Below are 22,395 nucleotides of genomic sequence, written 5' to 3' on the forward strand. Positions count from 1 at the left end.
ATGTGCGCGGCGGGCTGTGGGCGACTAAGGTTGAGCGGGTATGCCGTGTCCAGCAAGGAGCTTTGAAATGGGCTGCCCGCAAGTCTGTGCCAGTGCCACCCTGCAATGCAGTTTCGGCGCCGCGCCGGCGGTGCTTAACGTGCTGCCGGTCAACCGCACGCTGACCGGCGGGATGCCGGCGGCGAACATCATGGATCACATCCCGCTGGTCAATATCATGCCGTTCGGTGTGTGCATGAGCATGGCCAATCCGATGGTGGCGGCCGCGACCGCCGCCGCACTGGGCGTTTTGACGCCGATGCCGTGCATTCCGGCAACGGCCACACCGTGGATTCCCGGCGGCGCACCGACCCTGTTGCTCGGCGGGATGCCGGCGATCGATGCCAACAGCACCCTGATGTGCAATTGGGCGGGGGTGATCAAGATTGCGATGCCGGGGCAGATGCAGATGCTCATTCCTTGAGTTTTGTGCTGGATGTGCCGGCCTCTTCGCGAGCAAGCCCGCTCCCACAGTGGCCGGTGGTGTTCACACGATTCTATTCACAACACAAAACCCTGTGGGAGCGGGCTTGCTCGCGAAGAGGCCAGTCCTGGCAAAAGAACACCTTCAAGCCTGCTGCGGATCCATCCACCGCTGATACCACCAGCGCACCCGCGAAATCGGCTTGCCATCCGCCCCCAGCGGCCGGCCATCCTCGGCGAACGCGGTTTCCGGCTCCATCAGTTGACCATTCAGATACCGCGCCTCCGCCGCCGGTTTGCCGTTCGGATGAAAGCGCTGATAACGCCCCTCACGCACGCCATCGCGGTAAAACTCGGCCTCGGCCACCTGCCCATCGGGAAAGTAGTTGAACGCCTCGCCATGCAATAACCCGCGCCGATACGTCGCCTTGCGCTGCAACCAACCCTCGGCCGAATAAAAACTCGCCACGCCTTGCAGTTTGTCGCGCACAAACGGCATCTGCGCCGAGACCTTGCCGTTGGGGTGATAGAGCAGTGACATGCCCTGCAGCTCTCCCTGGTGGTAATTCAGATCGGCCTGCTTACGTCCGTCATCCTTGAGCTGCAGCGCGCCGTCGAGCTGACCGTCCTGCAAGCGGCCCTTGAGCTGTTTGTCATCCTCCTGCAAATCCAGCGGTGTGATCGCCATGACGGCTCCTTGTCAGTTGACCTGCACCAGACCGCCCTTGATGGTCAGCATGCCGCCACCGTCCACGGTCTGTGAGGCGGCGCCCTTGTTGGTCAAGCTGATCCCGGCGTCGTTGGTCAGCGTGGTTCCGGCCTTGTTGTCCAGCGACGTACCGGCCTGATTGGTCATGGCCGTGCCGGCCTTTTGCGTGATCGAAGTGCTGGCCGAGGTCGCGAGGTCAGCGCCGCTCTTGATGGTGAAACTGCCACCGCTTTGCAGGGTAAGGGTGCCGCTGACCTTGATCGTCAGGTTGCCGTCCACGGTCAGGCTGTAGTCGCCGGTGACCTTGTCGGTGTAGTTGCCGCCGGTGCTGTGGTTTTGATCGGCACCGACTTTCACCGTACGGCTGTCCTTCACATCGAGGCTGTCGCTGCCGGTCTGAATCGTGACGCTGCGCTTGCCTTTTTCCAGGGTCACGGTTTCGTCGCCGTCCTTGACCGTGCGGGTGCGGGCGTTTTGTACGGTGAGGGTTTCGTCATGGCCGACGGTGGCGGTGGTGTCGTTGAGCACATTGATCTTCAAGTCTTTCTGCGCCTGCAGAAACACTTCTTCGGCATCCTTCTTGTCCTCAAAGCGCAGCTCGTTGAAACCGCCACCACCCTTGGACGATTGAGTCTTGATCCCCGACTGCGTCTGATTGGCCGGCAGCGCATAGGGCAGTGCGTTGTCGCCGTTGTACACGCAACCGGTGACCAGTGGCCGATCCGGGTCGCCGTCGATAAAGGTCACGATGACTTCCTGGCCGATACGCGGCACGAACTGCATGCCGAAGCCTTTGCCGCTCCACGGCAACACCACGCGTACCCAGCAGGAACTGGTTTCGTCATTCTTGCCGTCGCGATCCCACGGGAACTGCAACTTGATCCGGCCGTATTCGTCCGTCCAGATTTCTTCGCCGGACTTGCCGACGACGATGGCAGTCTGCGGATGCATGCGCGGTTTCGGTGTGCTGCGTTGTGGGCGAAACGGCGTGGTTTTGGGAATGGCTTCGAAACGGTTGCGATAGTGCTCGTGGCTGACGTCATGGGTGACTCGCGTCACCACCCAATCGATGTTCAGGCTGGCATCGTCATGGCCCTCGAGGGTGAACCAGTGCCCCGGCACCAGCCAGCGGCAGTCGCTCTCGCCGATAAAGCGTTTCTCCTCGCTGCGCAAGCCATCGACCCGCTGCTTGGTCAGCGTATCGCCACGCGCCTTGGCGTTGTAGCCGCCCGGATGCTCATAGATCGAACGCGGCCCGGCCACGGCTTCGGCCTGGCCGTACAGCGAAGTGGTTGGCGTGGTGAACTCATAATCCGTTGCCTTGTAAACGCCCGCCACGGCTTGTAGGCAGACCTGGCCTGAGCGGATGCCATGCAACTCACGCTCACCCATTTGCTGGCCCAGATACTTGACTTTCGGGCCGTTGGGGATCTGTACGAAGGCGTCATTGCTGTCGCCCAGCACCAGCGTGTGCTTGCCCTCGTCGTGGGTGAAAAACCAGAAGATGCCTTCCTCTTCCAGCAGGCGAGAGACGAAGGCGAAATCGGTTTCGCCGTACTGCACGCAGTATTCGCGGGGGGTGTAGCTGCCGGTCAGAGAGAGTTTGAAATCGGTGAAGCCGTGGGCCTTGAACATCGTGGTGACGATGTCCGAGGTGGTGAGGTTCTGGAATACCCGGTTGTTGCTGGCCAGGGTCAGCCACCAGAGCCACGGACGCAATAAGAGTTGATAGCGCTCGGCGGTGGCGTCAGCAGGGAGTTGGCGGATTTCGGCGACCAAGGCATCGAACGGGCGCAACTTAGCGTCGTTGTGCAATGTGGTGGTGACGTGAGTGGCGACGGCGCTGGTCAGGGTGAGGGGGGGGCCGTCGTTGAGGCCGTTGAGGGTTTGCGAACAGAGCGAGTTGAGGGCTTCTTCACCGGACAACCACTCAGGGTAAAGCGCCGACAGTGCGGCGGCGGTCAACGAAAGCGTTGCGTTACTGTCGGTGGCACGAGGCATTGGGCGGCCTTGATGAGGTGGTTGCAGCGTTCATGAAGCGGATTCGGTTCTAAAGAGAATTAAAGTTCAAATTGGGCATCATCGACATCACTGCCTCCATGTCACTTTGTTTTCGGAACTGCTTCCATAACCCAGGGAAATGGTCGTTGGCAGGCTGTAGCCAATTAAACAGAGGGCTTTTATAAAAGCAGGTGCCGTCACTGACGGCTTGTTGCGGCAGATCCCGAGTCGTGCCCCATACAATGGCGTTGGGCCTTAGGTTCGCCAAGCCTTGAGCAATAGGTTGAAGTTCACCAATACTAATATGTGTTTCTCCAACTTCGCAGGCTGCGAGCACAATAAAGCAACTACCGCAATTGCCGATCATGTTGTGCAAGCCGGTATGTCTGTCCATTTTTACCATGGTGCTGCCGTGGCCAATAATAATTAGCATTCCTCCAAAGGCATCTCTCCAGCCGAGACTCGTCGGGGCAATCAGATCGCAAATGCCAGAGTATTTTGCCCACAGCTTTTTTGCTGCTTTCTTTCCGTCCTCATCGATGTAAGTCAGTAGTGTGTCTTTCATGTTTGCTGGCTCATTGAATTTAATCGCGGGCTGCCATGCTGTTTTAATAGATGGCGTTTTTATGGTCGCTCATACGGTGGTTCTTTTTTTAGTTCGATAAAAGCCAGATTGGCTCGGTCACCCGAGAGTGTTTTCAATGTTCTCTGTGGGGTGTCATTGCCATCCAGTGTTCCGAATTTTTTAAGAAAAACGATGGAGAAAAAGTACTCCGGATGGTTGGCTGCCAGCGTTGCGAATTTGGCAGTGCAACTCAAAGGCCAGCCATGTAGCGAATGACTTGGCTTTCTGTCAGTCGGCGTACATGGGCTGTGTGTGAGGTAAACGGTTACATACTTGACGTCTTCGGCGATGGCGACGGCTGTATCAAAATAATCGATAAGAAACTCTTCCGCGTGTCCTTCGGGCACAACGCCAAGTTCTGCGGGGTCTCCCTCTGCGAGTTCCGCGTTGATAGCGACTTGCCGAGCATCAATGGCTGCCTGCATTTCGTTTCGGGGCACATTGCTGATTTGAAGTTGGACGTAAGCCTTTATCAGTTGCGCGCCAGCGTCCTCCTTTGACTCAAACAGAAAACACGTTTTGCACATTTTGTGGTTGTTGTGCTGGAACGTCAGGAGCGCGTGGACTTTTTTATTTCCAGTGTTGCGTTTGTGCAGCTCTGCAATACCTTCTTGAACGGAATTAAACTGTTCCATGGTCTTCAATCCTCGAAAAGGGGGGCGAAAAAGGGCACGAATCTATTTTTTTCATAAATAAATCTGTCCCCTTTGATTTCGTTCCCTTTGATTCATTGATGTGCCCTCTGTTGGAAAATGCGGGTGAGATTATTTGTGGTAGTTGGTTATAAAGTTGAAAGGTGCAGAAAGTTGTTTTGAGCGATCGATGGGCAGTCCGTGTGGGTACGTGTCAATGTTGCACAGGTAAGCCTTGAATTGACCCTCCACATCTCGAGACCATGAGTCCCCGCGATTCAAGGCGAGATCAAGCAGTTCGCAATTTTTTTGGCTGGTGGCTATGACCACGACCCATCTGTGATCAGCAACAAAACCGCCTAATTTGTAAACGTCACGGGTGATCGATTCCTGTAAGTTTGCGCCGCCGAATAAGCCGTTCGTGCTTTCTACTTTTATTTCAATGGCGTAGGTCTCATCTTGCAGTTCGAAATAGAAATCGACCTTTTCGCTGGAGTAAGGCTCTGGGTAACTGATTTCGCGAATTTTCGTTGTGATGCCGTAACCACGTCGTAGATGGTGAGCTATCTCAACTTGCGCAGCGCTCTCCCAAGGACCTTCAGAAACCCAGCTCTTCGTAAATTGACTTGGTTCATCGGTATCTTGCAGCTTTGGGTGTACACCTGCTGCCTGCAGCACCGCATTCAAAAAATCCGCTTCTGTCATTACTCCGTCTCCTGCGCGGGTGCCATTTTTGTGTTTCGTCAATTCTCGTTGGCGGCGGTCATTCCAACACCCACTCCGCCAACTTCCCCGTCACCTGCGTCATCAACACATTCTCGACATCCCGCGCACCCGCCGCGCTGCACTTGGCGAGCACCGCTTTCACAATTCCCGAATCAAACTCGAACTGTTTGCCCGTCGCCGCCTTGTAGCGGCCACGCAATTTTTCCAGCTTCGCCAACACAATCCCTTCAAGCGTCTGCTCATCCAGCGGCCGATACGCGACCACCGTCATGCGCGCCAGAAACGCCGGGCGGAAGGCTTGCAAAAGGACTTTGTGCAGCGCTTCGTTGAAAGCTTCAGAGCCGATCTGTGACGCGGGAGTGTCGAGCAACAGTTCAGCGCCGACATTGCTGGTGGCGAGCATCACGGTGTTTTTGAAGTCCACCACCAAACCGGTGCCGTCCTCCATCAAGCCTTTGTCGAACACGTTGTAAAACGCTTCCAGCACATCCCGATGCGCCTTCTCGATTTCATCCAACAACACCACCGAATACGGTTTGCGCCGCACGGCTTCGGTGAGCACGCCGCCGCTGCCGTAACCGACGTAGCCAGGCGGTGCGCCCTTGAGCTGGCTGACGGTGTGGGCTTCCTGGTATTCCGAGAGATTGATGCTGATCAGATTGCGTTCACCGCCATACAGTGCGTCGGCCAACGCATACGCGGTTTCGGTTTTGCCCACGCCGGTGGGGCCGACCAGCAGGAACACACCCACCGGTTTTTGCGGATCAGTGAGCCCGGCGCGATAAGCCTGCAAGCGTTGGGCGATGGTGTTGAGCGCGGTGCTTTGCCCCATCACCCGTTGGCCCATGCGCTGGCCGAGGGTGCGTACGGCATGGGCTTCGTCGGCGAGCATTTTGCCGACGGGGATGCCGGTCCATCCGGCTATGACGGCAGCGACGGTTTTGCTGTCGACCTGTTCGGGCACCAGCGGATCGTCCTGGCGGATCGCATCCAGTCCCGCCTCAAGGCGCAGCAGCTCGGCGGCCAGATGATCGATGCGACTGTCGGTGGCTTCGTCGGGCTTGTCGCTGTCGGCGCTTTCGCTCAACGCCAGCAATTCGCGGCGTGTTTCGAGCAGTTCACGCACGGCCACACGCTCTTCACTCCAACGTGTTTCCAGTTCGCGGATCGCTTGCACATTGGTTTTCGATTCATTTTCCAGCAGCGTGATGCGCTCACGATGATCCAGCCCCGTGGCCTGCTCCCGGCGCAGGCGCTCGACTTCATCCTTCAAACTGTTCTGCCGGTGACGCAGGCTTTCCAGCGGTGGCGGCACGTCATGCTGGCCCAGGGCAACCCGGGCGCACGCAGTGTCGAGCACGCTGATGGCCTTGTCCGGCAACTGACGGCCAGAGATATAGCGATGGGAGAGTTTCACCGCTTCGTGGATCGCCGCGTCCAGCACTTGCACGCCGTGGTGCTGTTCGAGTTTGGCGGCCACGCCGCGAAGCATTTCCACAGCGGTGATTTCGTCGGGTTCCTCGACCTGCACCAATTGGAAGCGGCGGGCGAGAGCCGGATCCTTCTCGAAGTATTTCTTGTATTCCATCCAGGTCGTTGCGGCGAGAGTGCGCAATTCACCTCGGGCCAACGCAGGTTTCAGCAGGTTGGCCGCATCGCTGCCGCCCTCGGCTCCGCCTGCGCCGATCAAGGTATGAGCCTCGTCGATGAACAGGATGATCGGTTTGTCGGCACTGCGCACCGCGTCGATCACGCCTTTGAGCCGCTGTTCGAATTCACCTTTGACCCCGGCCCCGGCCTGCAACAGACCGAGGTCGAGCACGCGCAAACTGACTTCCTGCAATGACGGCGGCACGTCGCCGGCAGCGATGCGCAGAGCCAGACCTTCGACCACGGCGGTTTTGCCCACGCCCGGCGCACCGACCAGAATCGGATTGTTCTGCCGGCGCCGCAGCAGAATGTCGATGCACTGACGGATCTCGCCGTCTCGGCCAACGATCGGGTCGATGCGTCCGGCATGTGCATCGGCGGTCAGATCCTGGGTGTATTGATCGAGCACCGAGTCCTGCCGTGGCGCGGCACTTCCCGTTGAAGTGGTTCGCGGACCGACATGCTCACGAGAGTTCTCCGTCCACTCTAATAGATTGGCCCGCAGCGCTTCCTTGGGAATCCGCAGCAACGATGAGGCGCTGTTGAGCAACAGACTGCGGCGCTCGTCGCGATCAATCAACGCCAGCAACAACAGCCCGGATCGAATACTCTCGAGGCCCAGCACACTGGCCTGCACCACCGCGTCTTCCAGCAACCCCAAAGTGTGTGAAGACAACGCCGGCGTGCGCGTGCTCCCCGCCTTGAATAGGTCCAGCGCCTTGTTGATTTCAGCGGTCAGCGCATCCCGTTCCAGGCCGAAACGTGGCAGCAGAAACGCAAAATCGCCGCCCTCGATGTCGAGCAGTTCCAGCAACAGATGCTCGATCTCGACAAAGTGATGCCCGCGCTGCAGACAGCGCTGGGCGGCGCGTTCGAGGGCGCGGCGGTTGTCCGGGTTGAGGCGTCCGATCAGGCTGGCGAGCTCCATGTCAGGCGATCTCCAGCTGACGAAGACGGGTTTCGATGCGCTGCACCGCGAGGCTGGCCTGACGCTGCAAACCACCGTTCCAGCTGAGCAGGGCCGGTGCCTGGCGCCCGAGCTTCAGCGGCCCGGCACCGCGCACCAGCAGCACCAGGGTCACGTCCAGATCCGGGCCGAAGTACAACGCCGCAAGGCTGGCCAATGCCGGGTGCGCTTCGCCGTCCGGCAGAAATCGGCTCGCCTGCGTTGAGGGCAGTGGCCCGAGGGTCAGGCGAATACCGGCGTGTTCATCCCAGACTCGAGTGCCTGCTACCGCCGTACGCCCCAATTGCAGATTGCGCCCACCTGGCTTGATGACGCTGCGGCTGGCAGGCGGAATTTCGCGCCAGGCGCCTTCATAGGCACTGAGTTCCACCGGCATGGCGAACTGCTCGCGGACAATCGCTGCGAACCCGGCCAGCGAGCGCCGGCCATCGGCGAATAACGCGGTGCAGGCCAGCACTGCACAATCGGGAACCGCCTGCCGCTCCTGCAAGGCCTTGGGCAACAGACCGGTAAGGGCGCGCAATTGTGCCTGTACCGGCGAGGCGCCCGGCGTGACAAAGCCAAGCGCGATGCGGTGCTTGCGCATCACCTTGTAGAGCAGGCTGAGCAGCCGATGCTGGAACAGATCGAGGAATTCGGCCGGGGCGTGATCCTTGGCCCGCGCCCGTTGTTGCAGCCACTCCTGATAGGCATAGGGCAGCGGGCCGTCGGGGCCGCCGAGGCCGAACATCGGGGTGTCGAGGATTAACGGCTGGCCCGGTTCTTCGCGCAGGTTTTCGATCTGGCTGGTGGGAAACAGCGGTGTCAGCGGTCCGCGCAATTTCAGCGCTTCGGCCTGGGGCGAGGTGCCGCTGCCCAGGGATTCGGCTTGCGGTTGTTCGCGCTCGAGCAGTAACAATGCCTGCAACAATTCGAACGCCTGCGGATCGCGGCGCAGTCGTTGGCTCAGGGTCAGAGCGACAGGGGCATGCCGGCTTGGGGTTGCCATGCCTTGATCTCCTTGTCGGACTGCATCAACACCGTGCGCACAAAGCGATTGGCTGTGGCGTACACCGAAAAGAACTGCGCCAGCACGGCAGAAAACAACACCGCGCTGCTACCGACGAAGTGCTGCGGATCGAGCTGCAACTGCACCTCCAGTCCATTGCGCCAGCCGCGCCAGGCATCGACGCCGACATGGCCGATCACCCGTTCGCAACGCAGGCTCAGCAGGCCCTCGATCTGGCGCAGTGCACTGGCTTCATCGCGCAGGTTGTGCAGGTGCAGAATTTCTTTCAAGGCGTCGAGTGCCTGCGGGCCTTCGACCAGCGACAAGTGATTGAGGGTCAGTTGCGACACCAGTCGCCAGCGTGAATCACCGTCCAGACGCGGCAGGCTTTGCGGGCTCGGCGGGTTGCGCAGGCGTGCCCAGGCGATTGGCCCGGGACGTTCGAAACCCAGCGGTGTGCCGGCGGGCAGGCTCTGCGCCAGATGCCGGTTGGTACACAGCAGTTCGGCGGTGAGGCTGTAATCCGGCAGTTCGCTCAACGGGTCGAAACGGGTGTCGACCAAACTCACCAACAGGTCGCTGCCGAGCCGGTTCGGGGTCATGCTGCTGACCCGTCGCGCATGCCAGTAGCGTTGCTGATCGCCACCGCTATGCTGGCTGCCGTAATACGCTGGCAGCCGTTGCACGCCGTTGCCGGAGCTGGCGCGCATGCTGCGAATGCTGTGGATCTCGACGCTGTTCTCGCGGTGACTGTCAGCAATCAAACGGTACTCGCTGCGGGTGCCGTCCGGGCGCAGTGGCTCGGAGGTCCGCGGGAACAGGTTGATCGCCGGAGCGCAGCCCAGGGCGATATCACTGGCCTGCAAATGCAGGCGGCTGGCCGGAGCGCGGTCGAAAACGATGTACAGGTACAGCGCCTGGCTGTCACTGCCGACGCCGCTCAACGGCAGATCGAAGAACTGAAATTTGTCCGGGAAAGCAAAGTACTCCGCCAGCAGGCGCATGCCCGGGTGCACGCCGTCCTCGTCCGGCAGCAGGACCTCGTCATCGCTGAAACCGACGATCGTCGGCAAACCGTTCACCGGGGTCGGAATACTTCCTGGCGAACCGGCCAGCACCTGTACCGCGTGAGCACCGAGCAGGTCATACAGACAGGCATTGATCACTGGCGAAGCGGTGAGATGAATGCGCAGTTGGCCGATGCCCAGTTCCGTCCATTGACTCTCGCCCAGGCAACGCAAGCTCAGGCGCAGTGCCGAACGCGCCTGCACGACACCGGTCAGCGCCTGGGCTTCATCGCCGCCGAGCAATAACGCTTCGCTGACCTCTATCGGCCACAAATGCACGGCGGCCGAGGTGCGAAAGTGGATGCTCTCACCCTTGCTGGTGGTGACGAACAATGGGGTGTCACGGGGCAGGGGATAGCCCTCGTCGAGGTTGCCTTTGCTCGGGTCCGGCTCGAACTGCACGATGGCGCAGGAGGGCAATGGCCGCACAGCCAATGGATAAAGCTGTTCAAGCAAGGCATCACTGAACTCTGCATAGTCGTCGTCGAGTCTGCGTTGCAGACGTGCGGCGAGCAGGGCAAAGCCTTCGAGCAAGCGTTCGACATGCGGGTCGGGACACTCGCCCGGTGACAGCTCAAGGCGCCGCGCGACTTTCGGATAACGCTCGGCAAACTGGCTGCCGGCATGGCGCAGCCAGGTCAGCTCGCGCTGGTAGTAGTCGAGCAGTTGCGGGTCAATCGAGTCGCTCATGGCGCACCTCCAACCCTTGGCTGCCAGGTTCGATGACAAACGCCACCGGCCAATATTGCAGGCCGCTGCGCAGCTCGCCGAGCAGACGGATGCTTAAACGTTGCGGCTGGTCGGGCAGGGGATTGACCTGGACCTCGCCCAGTTTCAGGCGCGGCTCGAAATGGTTGATGGCTTCGCGGATCTCCCGCGCCAGTCGACGACGGTCATCGCTGCGCTGTTGTTGCAGGGCGCTCCAATCCGCAATGCCGTAGTCGATAACGCTCGGTGGCTGGGTGAGGGCGCGCGGGCCACGACGGGTGTTGAACAGGCGCGCCAACTCGGCATGCACCGAGTCGAGCAAACCCTGGCGATCGAACGCCTGCACGCTGTCGGCCTCGCCGGATGCGAGGCGTTCGAACAGCGGCGGGAGCATGCCGGTGCCTGCCATGACCAAGGCGCCGGGTTAGCTGACGAGCTTGTTGGCGGCCATGTCCCACGTCGACGCGGCAGTGCCTTCCTTGGTGCCATCGTCTTTCTGTGCGGTGAGTTCCCATTTGATTTTGGTGAAGTTCAGCGACAGGGTTTCTACCGGTTTGCCCCCGGTACCGCCGCTGACACTGACGTTGGAAATCACTACGTTGGTCAGGGTGTAGATGATGAACGGCAACAGTTGCCCGCTGCCTTCGGCGGCGTTGCGGCCGATGGTGATCTTGGCTTCCGGAATCGGTTTGCCGGCACAGCAGTATTCGTTAAGGGACGGCGTCGAGGTATCGACGAATTTGGTCAGGGTGAACTCACCGACGTGGGGTTTGCCCGAGGTTCGCTCCGAGTTGCTGACGTCGTTGGTCACTTGCATGGCCACGTTGTGGCTGTAGGACATGACTTCGATTTTGTCCGTGTAACCTTCGAGCAGGCTGTCACCTTTGATGTCGCCGCCAAGGTCGAGAATGATTGCATCCATCGCTTGAAACTCCTGAAGAAATTCACAAATAGACTGAGCTCAGAACCTGTGGCGAGGGAGCTTGCTCCCGCTGGCTTGCGTAGCAGGCCTCGCTTCCCAAAAAGAGCGGGCCGCTTCGCAGCCCAGCGGGAGCAAGCTCCCTCGCCACAGAGGTTTCATCAACTTCAAGCCGCTACCGGTGGCGGCAGGGTCGCCACCAGACGGATCGATGCAGTCAACTCCTCCAGCTGGAAGTGCGGCCGCAGGAACACCGTCGCCCGGTAGGCGCCCGGCTTGCCGGCCACTTCGGTAACGTCCACCCGCGCTTCACGCAGCGGGTACTGCGCCTTGATTTCCTGCGGCGCGTTGTCGTTGATCAGCACGTAGTCGGCGATCCAGTTGTTGAGATAGGTCTGCACGTTGTCGCGGGTCATGAAGCTGCCGACCTTGTCGCGCATGATGACCTTCAGGTAGTGAGCGAAACGCGAGGCCGCCAGCACGTACGGCAACATCGCCGAGATCCGTGCGTTGGCGTTGGCCTCGTTGGTGTTGTAGACCTTGGATTTGTTGGTGGTCTGACCGCCGAAGAACACGGCGACGTCGCTGTTCTTCTTGTGGCACAGCGCGATGAAACCGAGGTCGTTGAGTTCTTTTTCGCGGCGGTCGGTGATTGCCACTTCGGTCGGGCACTTCAGTGACAGATCGCCGGAACTGGTGCGGAAAGTGTGCGCCGGCAGGCCCTCGACCGCGCCGCCGCCTTCAGCACCACGGATCGCCGCGCACCAGCCGTACTTGGCAAAGGCTTCGGTGATGCGTTGCGACAGCGCCCACGCCGCGTTACCCCACAGGTATTTGCTGTGGTCGGTGCCGTTGACGTCTTCAACGTAGGTGATGCCTTCCACGGGGGAGGTGTCCGGGCCGTAAGGCAGGCGCAGCAGGAAGTGCGGCAGCACCAGCGACACGTAGCGCGAGTCTTCACTTTCGCGGAACGAGCGCCACTTGATCAGCTCCTGGCTCTCGAAGACTTTCGACAGGTCACGTGGCACCGCCAGTTCGGTGAAGCTGTTCATGTCGAACAGGCGAGGGCTGGCGGCGGCAATGAACGGTGCGTGCGCGGCAGCGGCGACGTTCGAGAGTTTTTCCAGCAGACCGATGTCCTGCGGGTGTCGACCGAAGGTGTAGTCGCCCACCAGCAGGCTGAACGGATGCCCACCGAAGGTGCCGTATTCCTCTTCGTAGATCTTTTTGAACAGCGCGCTCTGGTCGAATTCGACGGCTTTTTCCAGGTCGTTCTGCAGTTCTTTCTGTGTGACGTTGAGCAGGCGCAATTTCAGCCGGGTGCTGGTTTCAGTGTTCTGCACCAGCATGTGCAGGCCGCGCCACGAGGCTTCGAGTTTCTGAAAGTCGGTGTGGTGCAGCACCTCGTTGAGCTGGGCGCTGATCAGTTGGTCGATCTGGCTGATGCGATCATTGATCATCGCCACAGTGTCCTTGTCGATGGCCATGCCTTCGTCAAGCACCTGGGTGGCAAACTCCGCGAGCATGTCGCGGGCGTAATCCTGCTGACTGTCATCGTGAGCCATGCGGCCCTCGGCGATGATCCGGTCGAGCAGGGATAAGGTTTCGGCTGCAGCATTCTCGCTGGCTTGATTCTGGGCGGCGGCGGGCATGACGGATGCTCCCTCGGTTAAATGGATGATCAGGCTTGCGGTTCGGCCGGGGCCTCGGCGTCAGCGGCCGGGGTAGCGGTGTCTGGGCGAGCCGATTTGATCTCTTGCAAGCCTTCGGTGTTGGCGATGACGTCGCGCAACAGCTTGTCCAGATCATCATTGCCATCGAGTTTGGTCAGCAGGTCGCGCAGACGCTGGCGAGCCTCGAACAGGCGGCGCAGGGGAGTGATTTGTTCCACCACCTTGACCGGATCGAAGTCGTCGATGTGTTTGAAGTTCAGCTCGATATTGAGCTTGCTGTCGTCGCCGGTGATGGTGTTGTTGACCTGCAGGGTGGCGCGGGGAGCGATCGAGGCGAGCACTTCGTTGAAGTTGTCGCGGTCGATTTCGGTAAAACGCCGTTCAGTCAGTTTTGCCAATGGTTTAAGTGGCTTGCCGGAGAGGTCAGCCAGAATTCCGACCACCAGAGGCAATTCCTTTTTTTCGATGGCGTTGCCGATTTCGACGTCGTAGGTAATTTGCACTCGGGGCGGGCGGACCCGGTCGAGCTTGTGCTGAGTACTTTCTGCCATGGTGGCTGACTCCGATGCGAAGGCGGGCGCAATGCATCGGGGAGGCCCGTTCATCGCTTTCCCTTACTGGACCGTAGGTTAGAAAGGGTGGCAGATGACCTGTCGTTCCTTTGACAAACCTTCCTCATTCGGCTCTGGGAACCGAACTACCCAAGACGCTAGAACAGGTCTATAAAAATGCAAGCGAAAAGCTTTTTTGGACTGTCTCGGGAAAAGGAAAATTCATTTTGTGCAGACGATTTTTGAGTGTTGTTTTGTTTGCGCTGCTCGCCGGTTGTTCTTTTTTCGGGCCGAAAGTCGATCTGGACAGCCTGACCCTCGACGTCGCGCCCAAGGCCAATGACGACACGCCCATTGCCGTGGATTTCGTTGCAGTCAACGATCCGGATCTGCTCAAGCAGCTGTCGGGCATCAGTGCCAGCCAGTGGTTTGCAGGGCGCGACCAGTACCAACGCGACTATCGTCAACTGATGAGCGTGTGGGGGCTGGAGCTGGTGCCGGGGCAATTCATCGACCGCCAGACCTTCCCGCTGGGGGGCAAGAAGGCGGCTGGACTTTTGGTCTTCGCCAGCTATAACACACCCGGAGCGCACCGCTTGCGGCTCGACGATCAGCGCGAAGCCTGGCTCAAGTTCGACAGCCGCGAGATGAGCCTGGTCAGCAAGGAAAACTGAAACACACCGCTCGCCGCCGGGTTGCGGCATGGTCGAAGGGAGTCGTATGAGTCTGCTACCTGACGCGGTCTGCTGGCATGAAGGCATGCAATTGCTGCCGCAGCATTTTCAGTTGCAGGGCCTGCGTGCCGAAGCCCTCGGTGCGCATATGGCGCAAGCGTGCAACCCGTGGTTCTGGGGCGTCAGTCGCATGGAGTTCGATCCCTCGGCGTTGAGCGCCGGGGTGGTTCGCGTACTGGCGTTGCAAGGCACCATGCCTGACGGTCTGCCGGTGGATCTGCAAGCCGGTATCGGCCCGATTCTGGAACTCGATATTGGCCCGGCCATCAACGCCACCGACGATGCCACCGTCACCGTTTACCTGGCGATCAGTCCGTTGTGGCGCGCCGGGCAACTGCTGCCGCTGAAGGGACGCCTGCAATCCGTGGTCGGTGAAGCGCTGCCGGATCTGACCAGTGGCGAGTTCCCTGAATCGATCACCGTGTGGCGACCCAACCCACGCCTGTGCACGCAATTGAACAAGGCCGACTCGATCTGCCTGCCGCTGCTGAAAATCCGCAAGGAAGGCGGAGGGTTTCTGCCGCTGGCCTATACGCCGCCGACTCCGATCCTGTTGCCCGATTCGCCGCTGGGCCGGCGCGTCGCCGGCTTGTGTGCACGGGCGCGGGAAAAGTGCATGTTCCTCGGCGGTCGATTGCGTCAGGCGCAACAGGCGGGCAATCAGGACGATGCGCTGGAGATTCGCCGGCAATTGACCGCGTTGTGGGCACGGCTGCCGGAAGTCGAAGGCACACTCAACAGTCGCATCGCCCATCCGCAGAGTTTGTATGTGCAGCTACTCGGACTGGCCGGCGCCTGGTCGGCACTCGATCCGCTGGCCGGGGTGCCGGCGTTCGCGCCGCTGGATTTTCTTGAGTTGCAGCGCGGTTACGACGCGGTGCTGCAATGGCTGGAAATCACCCTCGAACTGATCCGCGCCGGCTATCGCAGCCTGCCGTTCGAGCGCGGCGAACAGAGCTTTTCAATTCAGTTGCCCGATGAGCAACCGAGCCAGCGGCTGGTCATTGGCCTGCGCATGCCCAACGGGGCCAGCGAGCAGGCGGCCAGTGAATGGCTGCGCAGTGCAATCATCGCCTCGGCGCCGCACGTTGCCTTGCTCAGCCGCCAGCGCATGAGCGGATTGAGCCACCAGGCCATGAGCCGCAGTGAACAAGTGGCCTACAGCGTCGGCGATGACACGCGGCTGTTTGTGGTCACGGCCGAAGGCGCGTGGTTCGACGCACAACTGCCACTGATGATCGCCGCGCCAGCAGCGAAGTTGACCAGCAGTCCGTGGCAGGTGGTGCTGTTTGTTGCGCAGACGAGTGAAAGTGCCTGATCACACAAGGAACGCAGCATGTCGGAAGGGACTGCCGGGGCCGGAACGAGAAATCTGAGTTTGCAGGACGCGCCGCTCAGCAGCGCATTTCGGCAGACGTGGCAGCAATGGTCGCTGGACTGGAGCCAGTTGCCCAAGGACCGCGAGGACGAGGCGGCTCTGGTCGAAACCGTGGTCGAACTCTCGACTCAGGCCTCGCAACGATTGTGGCGCACGGCGTACTCACGGGTAGGGGATTCGGCCACTGAGCAAGTCAAGGCGCTGGTCTATGCCTTTGTCGCGCTGGTTGATGAAACCCTGTTGTTCAGCCCGTGGCCGGGGCAATCGGCCTGGCAGAGCAAACCTCTGGAGTCGCGTCTGTATTCGACGCGCCAGGCCGGCGAGCAACTGCCGGCGGCGATTCAAACAGTGCTCGATGAACAACAACCGACCGCTCGCGATCTGGGCAACGTCTACCTGCAGTGCCTGATCCTCGGTTTTCATGGGCGACTGCGCGGCGAACACAGCCAGGCGCAGTTGGAGAAGTGGCGGTTGGCGTTGTTCAACTTCGCCTGGCAAGACGAGGCCGACTATGCCGATGTCAGTCAGCGCCTGGTGCAACCCTCGCAGGTACCGCCGTTGCAGCTACCGGTACGCACGGCGTTGCCGGACGGCTTTCGCCTGGCGCTGGGGATTGTGGCGATGGTTCTGTTGCTGACCGGGATCGGCCAGTTTCTGTGGCGTGACATTCGTTCGGAACTGGAGCCGGTGCTGCAGATGAGCGATTCAGTGGCGGCCCCGGAGCAAGACTCATGAGCACTTTGACGATTGTCGCGTGGGTGGTCGCGCTGTTGTTGCTGCTGGTGATCATCGCGGTCGCGGTGTGGTGGCTGCGCACCCAGAGCGGCGCGGCGATCCGCAGTTTCTACGCTTCGGTGCGGCACATGGAGCAAGAGCAGGGCACCCATGATCGTTATCAAATGCCGTGGTTGTTGATGCTCGGGGATGAAATCCAGGGCACGCAACTGGTCAACGAATGGCACCTGCAACCCACCGACAAACCGGCGTGGTTCGGCCGCTGGTGGTCGGACCCCGAGGGCGCGGTGCTGGTGGTGCCGCAAGCATTGTTCTTGCCCGAGGACGGCATGCACCTGCAACGCGGCGGCTGGTGGCGTCTGCTCGGGCTGATTTTACGCCTGCGCAGCAAACGTCCGCTGGACGGGGTGATCTGGACGGTGCCGGTCAGTCGTCTGGACAACCTGGAGCAGGCCACCCAACTCGGTCTGGCGGCGCGTCGGCGCTTCATCGATCTGCTGCAACGGTTCGGTTTGAGTGTGCCGGTGTATGTGATCGTCACGGGTCTTGAAGAACTGCCCGGGTTTCAGGAACTGATCAGTGCACTGCCGGATGAGGCCCGTGATCGCACCCTGGGCTGGTCATCGCCCTACGCGCGCGATGCGGTCTGGCAGGGGCAATGGAGCGACCAGGCGCTGGACAGCTTGCACCGGGCTCTGGCCGAGGCGGTGATCGAAATCGGTACTTTGTCCGGGCACCTGAGCGCGGACCTGTACGCGTTGCCGGAACGTCTGGAAAGCCTGCGCCGTGGCCTGCAGAACGTATTGGAGCCGGTATTTCAGGGCAACGCGCAGGGTGAGGCGCCGTGTTTTCGCGGCGTGTATTTCAGCGCGAATCAGCCGGCCGATGATGCGCTCGACGGGTTTTCCGCCGATGACAGCGGCTTGCAGCGCAGTGCGTTCGTGCGCCAGTTGTGGCGCCAGCGCCTGGTCGGCGAACGAGGGCTGGCCCAGGGTGTGCCGCGCCTGTTGCGCTTGCGTCAGCGCTGGCAACGAATCACTGCCGGCGTCGCGCTGGTGGTCGGAGTGCTGTGGGCGGTGGCGATGATCTGGGTCTGGCACGATTCGGTACGCGATGCTCACGAACTGGCGCGGCTGATGCAGGGCGCGCAGAAGAGCTATGTCGCCGTCACCGACGAAGCGCATCGCATCGAGCCGACGCGGCGCAATGTGCAGAGCTTCTGGCGCGTGCTGGAAAAAGCGCCGCACTGGCACTACGTGTCGTTGGTGTTTCCGACCTCGTGGTTCTCCTCTTTCGATACCCGGATCGAACAGGAACTGTTCCGCTCGACCCAGCGCCATATGCTGGTGCCGCTGCACGATCTGCTGGTGGCGGAGCTGGCGAAAATCAAGGCGATTCGCAGCACTGATCGGCGCTCCAGCGTCGAAAGCGAAGACCCGGCGCAATGGCAGAACTACCAGAAGGCCACGGATCTGGTGGATCGCGCATTGCGTCTGGAGCAACAGAATCAGTTGTTCGGTGAAGTGCAGAACAACCAGCGAGTGCCACTCGATGACCTGGTGCAACTGAGCAACAGCGCGCTGTCACTGAATCTCAACGCCGCCACCTTGCCCCATGCCGCTTATTACAACCGACTGCTGGCGGCAGGGGATGGCGGTGATCTGCAGGCGCTGGACCTGAGCGTCGAGCGGCCGCTGATTGTCAGCAACTTCACCGGGCTGATGGAACGCTGGCTCGATCAGTACTTCCTCGCCGACAACTTTGTCAGCAAGGCAGGTTATCTCAAGCTGCATCTGGAGCAACTGGAGGCGGGCAGCGGCAACAGCCTGAGCGAGCTGGAAGATCTGCGGGCACTGATTGATGATCTGCAAGCGGCGATCGCCCTGACCAACTCGACCTGGAGTCGCGGCAAGGGCCAGGAACTGGTACCGGGCTACCGCGACTTTCTCGACAAGGTACGCAAGAGCACATTGCTCGGGCCTGCCGTTGAACAACAACTCGACGCCCAGGCGAGCAAGTTGCAGCAGAGTTTTCGCGATCAGTGGATCGCCCAGGTCGGTTCTCGCGGCAACCTGCTGGTGCAGCAGGGCAGCGGGCAACTGGCGTTGCAGGATCAGGTGGTGAAACTCAACAACGCCGTGCAGGCGCTGTTCAGGCGCGACTTCGTTTCGATCGCGATGCGCGCCACGCAGGACAACGTCAATATGCAGGGCCAGACCGTCGACGGCGATGACCTTAATACCTCGTTGAGCTATTTCGCCAGCTACAAAAGTTATGTCGCCGAAGAGCTGCCGCGCATCCCGCCGGTGTATCGCGATGCCTTGCTGCAAGCGGCCGAAACTGCCGCCGCCCAGGCGATGTGGCTGAGCCTCAAGGATCACAACGACCAGACTCAGCCGTACGCGGTATTCAACGTTCAGGCCGAACAGGCGATGGCCCTGCAAAAAGCCTTTGTCGAGGTGCACCGCAGCGACCTCGCCGCGCGTCTGCAAGGCGCATTGAACCGGCGGGCGCTGGCGCAGATCGTCAGCGGTCTTGAAGAAATCACCGCGCAACCGTTGTTCGGTGGCCGTGCCGAAATCAGTCAGTGGAACGGTTCGAAAAACCTCGGCCTGCAGCTGTTCGGTGCCAGTGATGTGCAGGATCTGAAACTGAGTCTCAAACAGCAGTTCAACACCATGCTCGGCATCACCGAACGTCGCGCGCCGGCCCTGCAGTGGCTGATGACCCAGCAGGGCAACCTGTCGGCGCTGGATTACGAGCGAGTGACCCAGTTCAGCGCGCTCAACGATGAATTGCTCAAGTACAAGGACGCCAACCCGGCGAGTTCCCCGGCGCAGATCGAGCAACTGGTCAGTCGTGATTTCATCGAGATGGACACCGGTTCCTGCCAGCAGGTTCTGCAAACGGCCAACCTGGCGGGTGGGCGTGGCACGCTGGCGATGCGTGCGGTGGAGTTGCAGCAGTCGGCGATGCAGCGTTGCCAGTTCCTGCAACAGCAAGAAGCGGCCACGGCCTGGAATGAACTGGCCAACTATTTCAATCAATACCTGGCCGACCGCTTCCCGTTTGCCAACGGGGTGCAGGCGCAGGACGCCGACCCGTCACGGGTCCAGCATTTTCTGGAAATCATCGACAAGCGCCTGCCGGTGGCGCAGGCCGGACTGGTCTTGAGCCAGACTCCGGAGCGCTTGGCCGCCGAAGACTTTCTCAACCGCCTGAAGCAGGCCAGCGTGTGGCTGACTCCGCTGTTCGTGCGCGACAAGAGCGGCATCCTCGGGGTGGAACTCGACGTGCGCTGGCGCACCGACCGCGAGGAAGAAAGGGGCGCCGATCAGGTGATTGCCTGGGGCTTGCTGGCGGGTAACCAGCAGATCAACTACCCCGGCGTCGAACAGCCGAACCTGCGCTGGATGGTCGGCCAACCGATCCGCCTGACCCTGCGCTGGGCACGCAACGGCAAGGAGCGCCCGGTCAACGATCCGCTGCAACCGAACCTGGTGGTGCGCGACATGGAGGCCGGTTGGGAGTACGGCGGGCCGTGGTCGCTGCTGCGCTTGATGCGTGCGCACTTCTCGGTGCAGCGTCAGCCGAATATGGATTACACCGATTTTCCGCTGGCGTTGCGCCTGCCGGTTACGGCGGCGACCGACAGCGTCACCAGCGAATTCACGCGGATGTTCGTGCGCCTGTCGCTGATGAGCCAGGGCTCAAAATTGCCGCTGTCGATCTCGCCATTGCCTACCCGCGCACCGCGTTCACCCTTTCAGATGACCAACACGACCGCTGCCCTCGAAGCCTCCAAGGAGAATCTGTGAGCCTGCCTTTGACAACCTTGCCAGAGCTGATCGACCAGTTGCTCGCGCCGATCAGCGCCGAGGCGCCGTGTGGTGTCGATCTGCGTTATGAACGCGAGTTCGACCAGTTGCGCGATCTGCGCCGCGAAGACGATGCGAGCCTGCCGACCGGGGTCTGGCAATCGACGCTCAAGCGCGCTAACTGGCCGGAAGTCGAGAAACTGACCACCTGCCTGCTGCTGGAGCGCAGCAAGGATTTGATGCTCAGCGCCTGGCTCGGCGAAGCGTGGCTGCACCTGCAAGCGCTGGACGGGTTGCCCGGCAGTCTGGCGCTGATCGCCGGATTGTGTGAACGTTTTCCCGAGCACCTGCACCCGCAAGCCGAGGACGGCGATCAGTCGTGGCGGGTGATTCCGCTGGAATGGCTGGTGCGCCGGTACTGTGAAATTTTGCTGACCCGGGTGCCGTTGTTCGGCGCGAACAACAGTGATTTCGAGGTTTATACCCTTGAAGTCTGGCGTCGCCTGAAAGTGCAGCAGGTTCAGGCCAATGACAGTAAAGGCGCAAAGACTTCGGCGGAAAATGCGCGCAACGAACAGAAACGGCTCAGTGAGCAGATCCGCGCGACGCCGCTGGCATTCTGGCTGCGCACGCAGGGCAGTCTGCTGTTGAGTCTGCAACACCTGCAACGTCTCGATGCGTGGAGCGATGCTTATCTGGGCGGTCAAGGGCCGGGCTTCGGGCCATTGCAGCAAACCATTGAGGCGCTACTGACGCTGGTTCAGGAGTTCATCGCCATGCACCCACAACAACCGACGCCCGCGCCTGCAACACTCGAGACGCCTGTTGCCGTGGCGCAGGTTGTCGAAGAGGCGCCGGTGGCTCAGGTGTTACGCGAGCCGGCCAGTCGTGAAGAGGCTTACCGCCAATTGCTGCTGATCGCCGAATACCTGGCGCGCACCGAGCCTCACAGCCCGGTGCCGTACCTGATTCGACGCGGAGTCGAGTGGGGTAATAAACCATTGAGCGAATTGCTCGGCGAGCTGATCAGCGCCGACGCTGAATCGCGGCGTTTGTGGACGTTGCTTGGCGTGCTTTAGCGCACGCGTTGATGGCCTGTTTTCGGCGGTAACTGAATTGGCGTCAGCACGGGTTGCCCCGAGAAGAATGCCGTAAGGTTTTTCCCCACCAGTTCCACCGTGCCTTGCGTAGCCTCCGGCGACAGACCGGCGACATGCGGGGTCAGTATCACGTTGCCGAGCGTTTTCAATGCGTCCGGTACTTGTGGTTCGTGGTCGAATACATCCAGCGCGGCGCCGGCGATTCGCCGTTGTTCCAGTGCCGTGATCAGCTCGGCGGTGGCGATCACACTGGCGCGAGCAATATTGACAATGAATCCCGCAGGCCCGAGCGCGTCGAGCACCGGACGCGTCACCAGATGCTGAGTGCCAATTCCGCCCGGCGTGGCGACGATCAGAAAGTCCGAGGCCCGCGCCAGTTCGGTCGGCGTCGAGCAGAAGGTGTAGGGCACATCGCTGCGCACCTGGCGGTTGTGGTAGCTGATCTGCATGTCAAAACCGAGGTGCGCGCGCTTGGCGATCGCCATGCCCACCGCGCCGAGCCCGAGAATCCCCAGGCGTTTGCCGGCCAGCGACGGGCGCATGATCTTCGGCCATTCCCCGCGACGCACGGCGGCGTCGCAGCGCGGAATGTCGCGCACCAGCGCCAGCAGCATCGCCATCGCGTGGTCGGCCACCGACGAGGCGTTGACCCCGGCACCGTTGGTCACGGTGATGCCGCGATCACTGGCAGCCTGCAGGTCGACATGCTCGTATCCGGCGCCGATCACGGTAATGATTTTCAGCGCGGGCAGGGCCGCGATTTCGTCGGCGGTCAGGCCCAACGGGCCACGGGTCAATACCGCATCGATGCGGCTACCGTGGCTGGCGATGGCTTGCGCACGTTCGGCAGGCGTGGGGGCGAGGATCAGGTGAAAGCCCTGATGCTCGAGAATCGGCAAATAGTCATTGATGGTTTCAACCAGTACCAGAACGGTTGCGGGCATTGCGCGGC

At 60.8% G+C, this 22,395-nt stretch carries 19 protein-coding genes; 6 read left to right on the forward strand and 13 right to left on the reverse strand.

Translation table 11 applies throughout. The features are described 5' to 3' along the window. The first annotated feature begins 67 nt into the window (after nt 1-67). Nucleotides 68-463, forward strand: coding sequence for a DUF4280 domain-containing protein (locus tag M0814_RS06915; RefSeq protein WP_003224052.1), 396 nt, complete (start codon nt 68-70; stop codon nt 461-463). Nucleotides 464-607: 144 nt separating this feature from the next. Here the strand turns inward: M0814_RS06915 and M0814_RS06920 are convergent, their stop codons facing one another. The 12 genes from M0814_RS06920 to tssB all read right to left on the reverse strand — a co-directional run bounded on the left by M0814_RS06920 (nt 608) and on the right by tssB (nt 13,678). Beyond that, entirely contained in the window at nt 608-1,150 is a 543-nt protein-coding gene (locus M0814_RS06920; protein WP_103484643.1) for a toxin-antitoxin system YwqK family antitoxin, read from the reverse strand. Nucleotides 1,151-1,162: 12 nt separating this feature from the next. Continuing rightward, entirely contained in the window at nt 1,163-3,172 is a 2,010-nt protein-coding gene (gene tssI, locus M0814_RS06925) for a type VI secretion system tip protein VgrG (protein WP_103484644.1), read from the reverse strand. Nucleotides 3,173-3,221: 49 nt separating this feature from the next. Next, complete coding sequence (locus M0814_RS06930; RefSeq protein WP_003224057.1) at nt 3,222-3,737, reverse strand: hypothetical protein; 516 nt, start codon at nt 3,735-3,737, stop codon at nt 3,222-3,224. A gap of 59 nt (nt 3,738-3,796) precedes the next feature. Continuing rightward, nucleotides 3,797-4,432, reverse strand: a complete 636-nt coding sequence (locus M0814_RS06935) for a hypothetical protein (RefSeq protein WP_103484645.1) — start codon at nt 4,430-4,432, stop codon at nt 3,797-3,799. Between the two features lie 129 nt (nt 4,433-4,561). Further along, complete coding sequence (locus tag M0814_RS06940; protein ID WP_103484646.1) at nt 4,562-5,134, reverse strand: hypothetical protein; 573 nt, start codon at nt 5,132-5,134, stop codon at nt 4,562-4,564. A 58-nt stretch (nt 5,135-5,192) separates the two neighbouring features. Continuing rightward, complete coding sequence (gene tssH / locus M0814_RS06945; protein WP_103484647.1) at nt 5,193-7,733, reverse strand: type VI secretion system ATPase TssH; 2,541 nt, start codon at nt 7,731-7,733, stop codon at nt 5,193-5,195. Nucleotide 7,734: 1 nt separating this feature from the next. Further along, nucleotides 7,735-8,760, reverse strand: coding sequence for a type VI secretion system baseplate subunit TssG (tssG, locus tag M0814_RS06950; protein ID WP_103484648.1), 1,026 nt, complete (start codon nt 8,758-8,760; stop codon nt 7,735-7,737). Continuing rightward, nucleotides 8,724-10,517 carry a type VI secretion system baseplate subunit TssF gene (tssF, locus tag M0814_RS06955; protein ID WP_103484649.1) on the reverse strand — a complete coding sequence of 598 codons (1,794 nt, stop codon included), beginning with the start codon at nt 10,515-10,517 and terminating at the stop codon, nt 8,724-8,726. Before tssF ends, tssG begins: the two co-directional genes overlap by 37 nt. Beyond that, complete coding sequence (gene tssE, locus M0814_RS06960; protein WP_045122401.1) at nt 10,501-10,944, reverse strand: type VI secretion system baseplate subunit TssE; 444 nt, start codon at nt 10,942-10,944, stop codon at nt 10,501-10,503. The genes tssF and tssE overlap by 17 nt, the downstream gene beginning before the upstream one ends. Before the next feature lie 15 nt (nt 10,945-10,959). After that, nucleotides 10,960-11,457: an Hcp family type VI secretion system effector gene (locus tag M0814_RS06965; protein ID WP_003224073.1), complete on the reverse strand. Its 498-nt coding sequence runs from the start codon at nt 11,455-11,457 to the stop codon at nt 10,960-10,962. A gap of 164 nt (nt 11,458-11,621) precedes the next feature. Further along, nucleotides 11,622-13,106, reverse strand: a complete 1,485-nt coding sequence (gene tssC / locus M0814_RS06970; RefSeq protein ID WP_003224074.1) for a type VI secretion system contractile sheath large subunit — start codon at nt 13,104-13,106, stop codon at nt 11,622-11,624. A 29-nt stretch (nt 13,107-13,135) separates the two neighbouring features. Further along, nucleotides 13,136-13,678: a type VI secretion system contractile sheath small subunit gene (gene tssB, locus M0814_RS06975; protein ID WP_003224075.1), complete on the reverse strand. Its 543-nt coding sequence runs from the start codon at nt 13,676-13,678 to the stop codon at nt 13,136-13,138. Nucleotides 13,679-13,905: 227 nt separating this feature from the next. Between tssB and M0814_RS06980 the strand changes: the two genes are divergently transcribed. Genes M0814_RS06980 through tssA form a run of 5 tightly spaced genes read left to right on the forward strand, consistent with a single transcriptional unit; the run spans nt 13,906 to nt 21,422 of the window. Then, nucleotides 13,906-14,352: a hypothetical protein gene (locus tag M0814_RS06980; RefSeq protein ID WP_003224076.1), complete on the forward strand. Its 447-nt coding sequence runs from the start codon at nt 13,906-13,908 to the stop codon at nt 14,350-14,352. 46 nt (nt 14,353-14,398) lie between these two features. Continuing rightward, a complete protein-coding gene (gene tssK, locus M0814_RS06985; protein ID WP_003224077.1) occupies nt 14,399-15,730 on the forward strand; it encodes a type VI secretion system baseplate subunit TssK in 1,332 nt (443 codons plus the stop codon). Between the two features lie 18 nt (nt 15,731-15,748). Next, the gene (locus M0814_RS06990) at nt 15,749-16,525 is read left to right on the forward strand and encodes a DotU/TssL family secretion system protein (RefSeq protein ID WP_003224078.1); all 777 of its coding nucleotides are present in this window, start codon (nt 15,749-15,751) and stop codon (nt 16,523-16,525) included. Further along, complete coding sequence (locus tag M0814_RS06995) at nt 16,522-20,343, forward strand: type VI secretion protein IcmF/TssM N-terminal domain-containing protein (protein WP_103484409.1); 3,822 nt, start codon at nt 16,522-16,524, stop codon at nt 20,341-20,343. Before M0814_RS06990 ends, M0814_RS06995 begins: the two co-directional genes overlap by 4 nt. Continuing rightward, nucleotides 20,340-21,422, forward strand: a complete 1,083-nt coding sequence (gene tssA, locus M0814_RS07000) for a type VI secretion system protein TssA (RefSeq protein WP_103484408.1) — start codon at nt 20,340-20,342, stop codon at nt 21,420-21,422. Before M0814_RS06995 ends, tssA begins: the two co-directional genes overlap by 4 nt. Here tssA and M0814_RS07005 read toward each other — a convergent pair. Then, a complete protein-coding gene (locus M0814_RS07005) occupies nt 21,419-22,387 on the reverse strand; it encodes a 2-hydroxyacid dehydrogenase (RefSeq protein ID WP_103484407.1) in 969 nt (322 codons plus the stop codon). The two genes, tssA and M0814_RS07005, sit on opposite strands and share 4 nt — an antisense overlap. Nucleotides 22,388-22,395 lie beyond the last annotated feature (8 nt).

Source organism: Pseudomonas sp. MWU12-2020 (genome assembly GCF_023100605.1).
Classification (GTDB): domain Bacteria; phylum Pseudomonadota; class Gammaproteobacteria; order Pseudomonadales; family Pseudomonadaceae; genus Aquipseudomonas; species Aquipseudomonas fluorescens_H.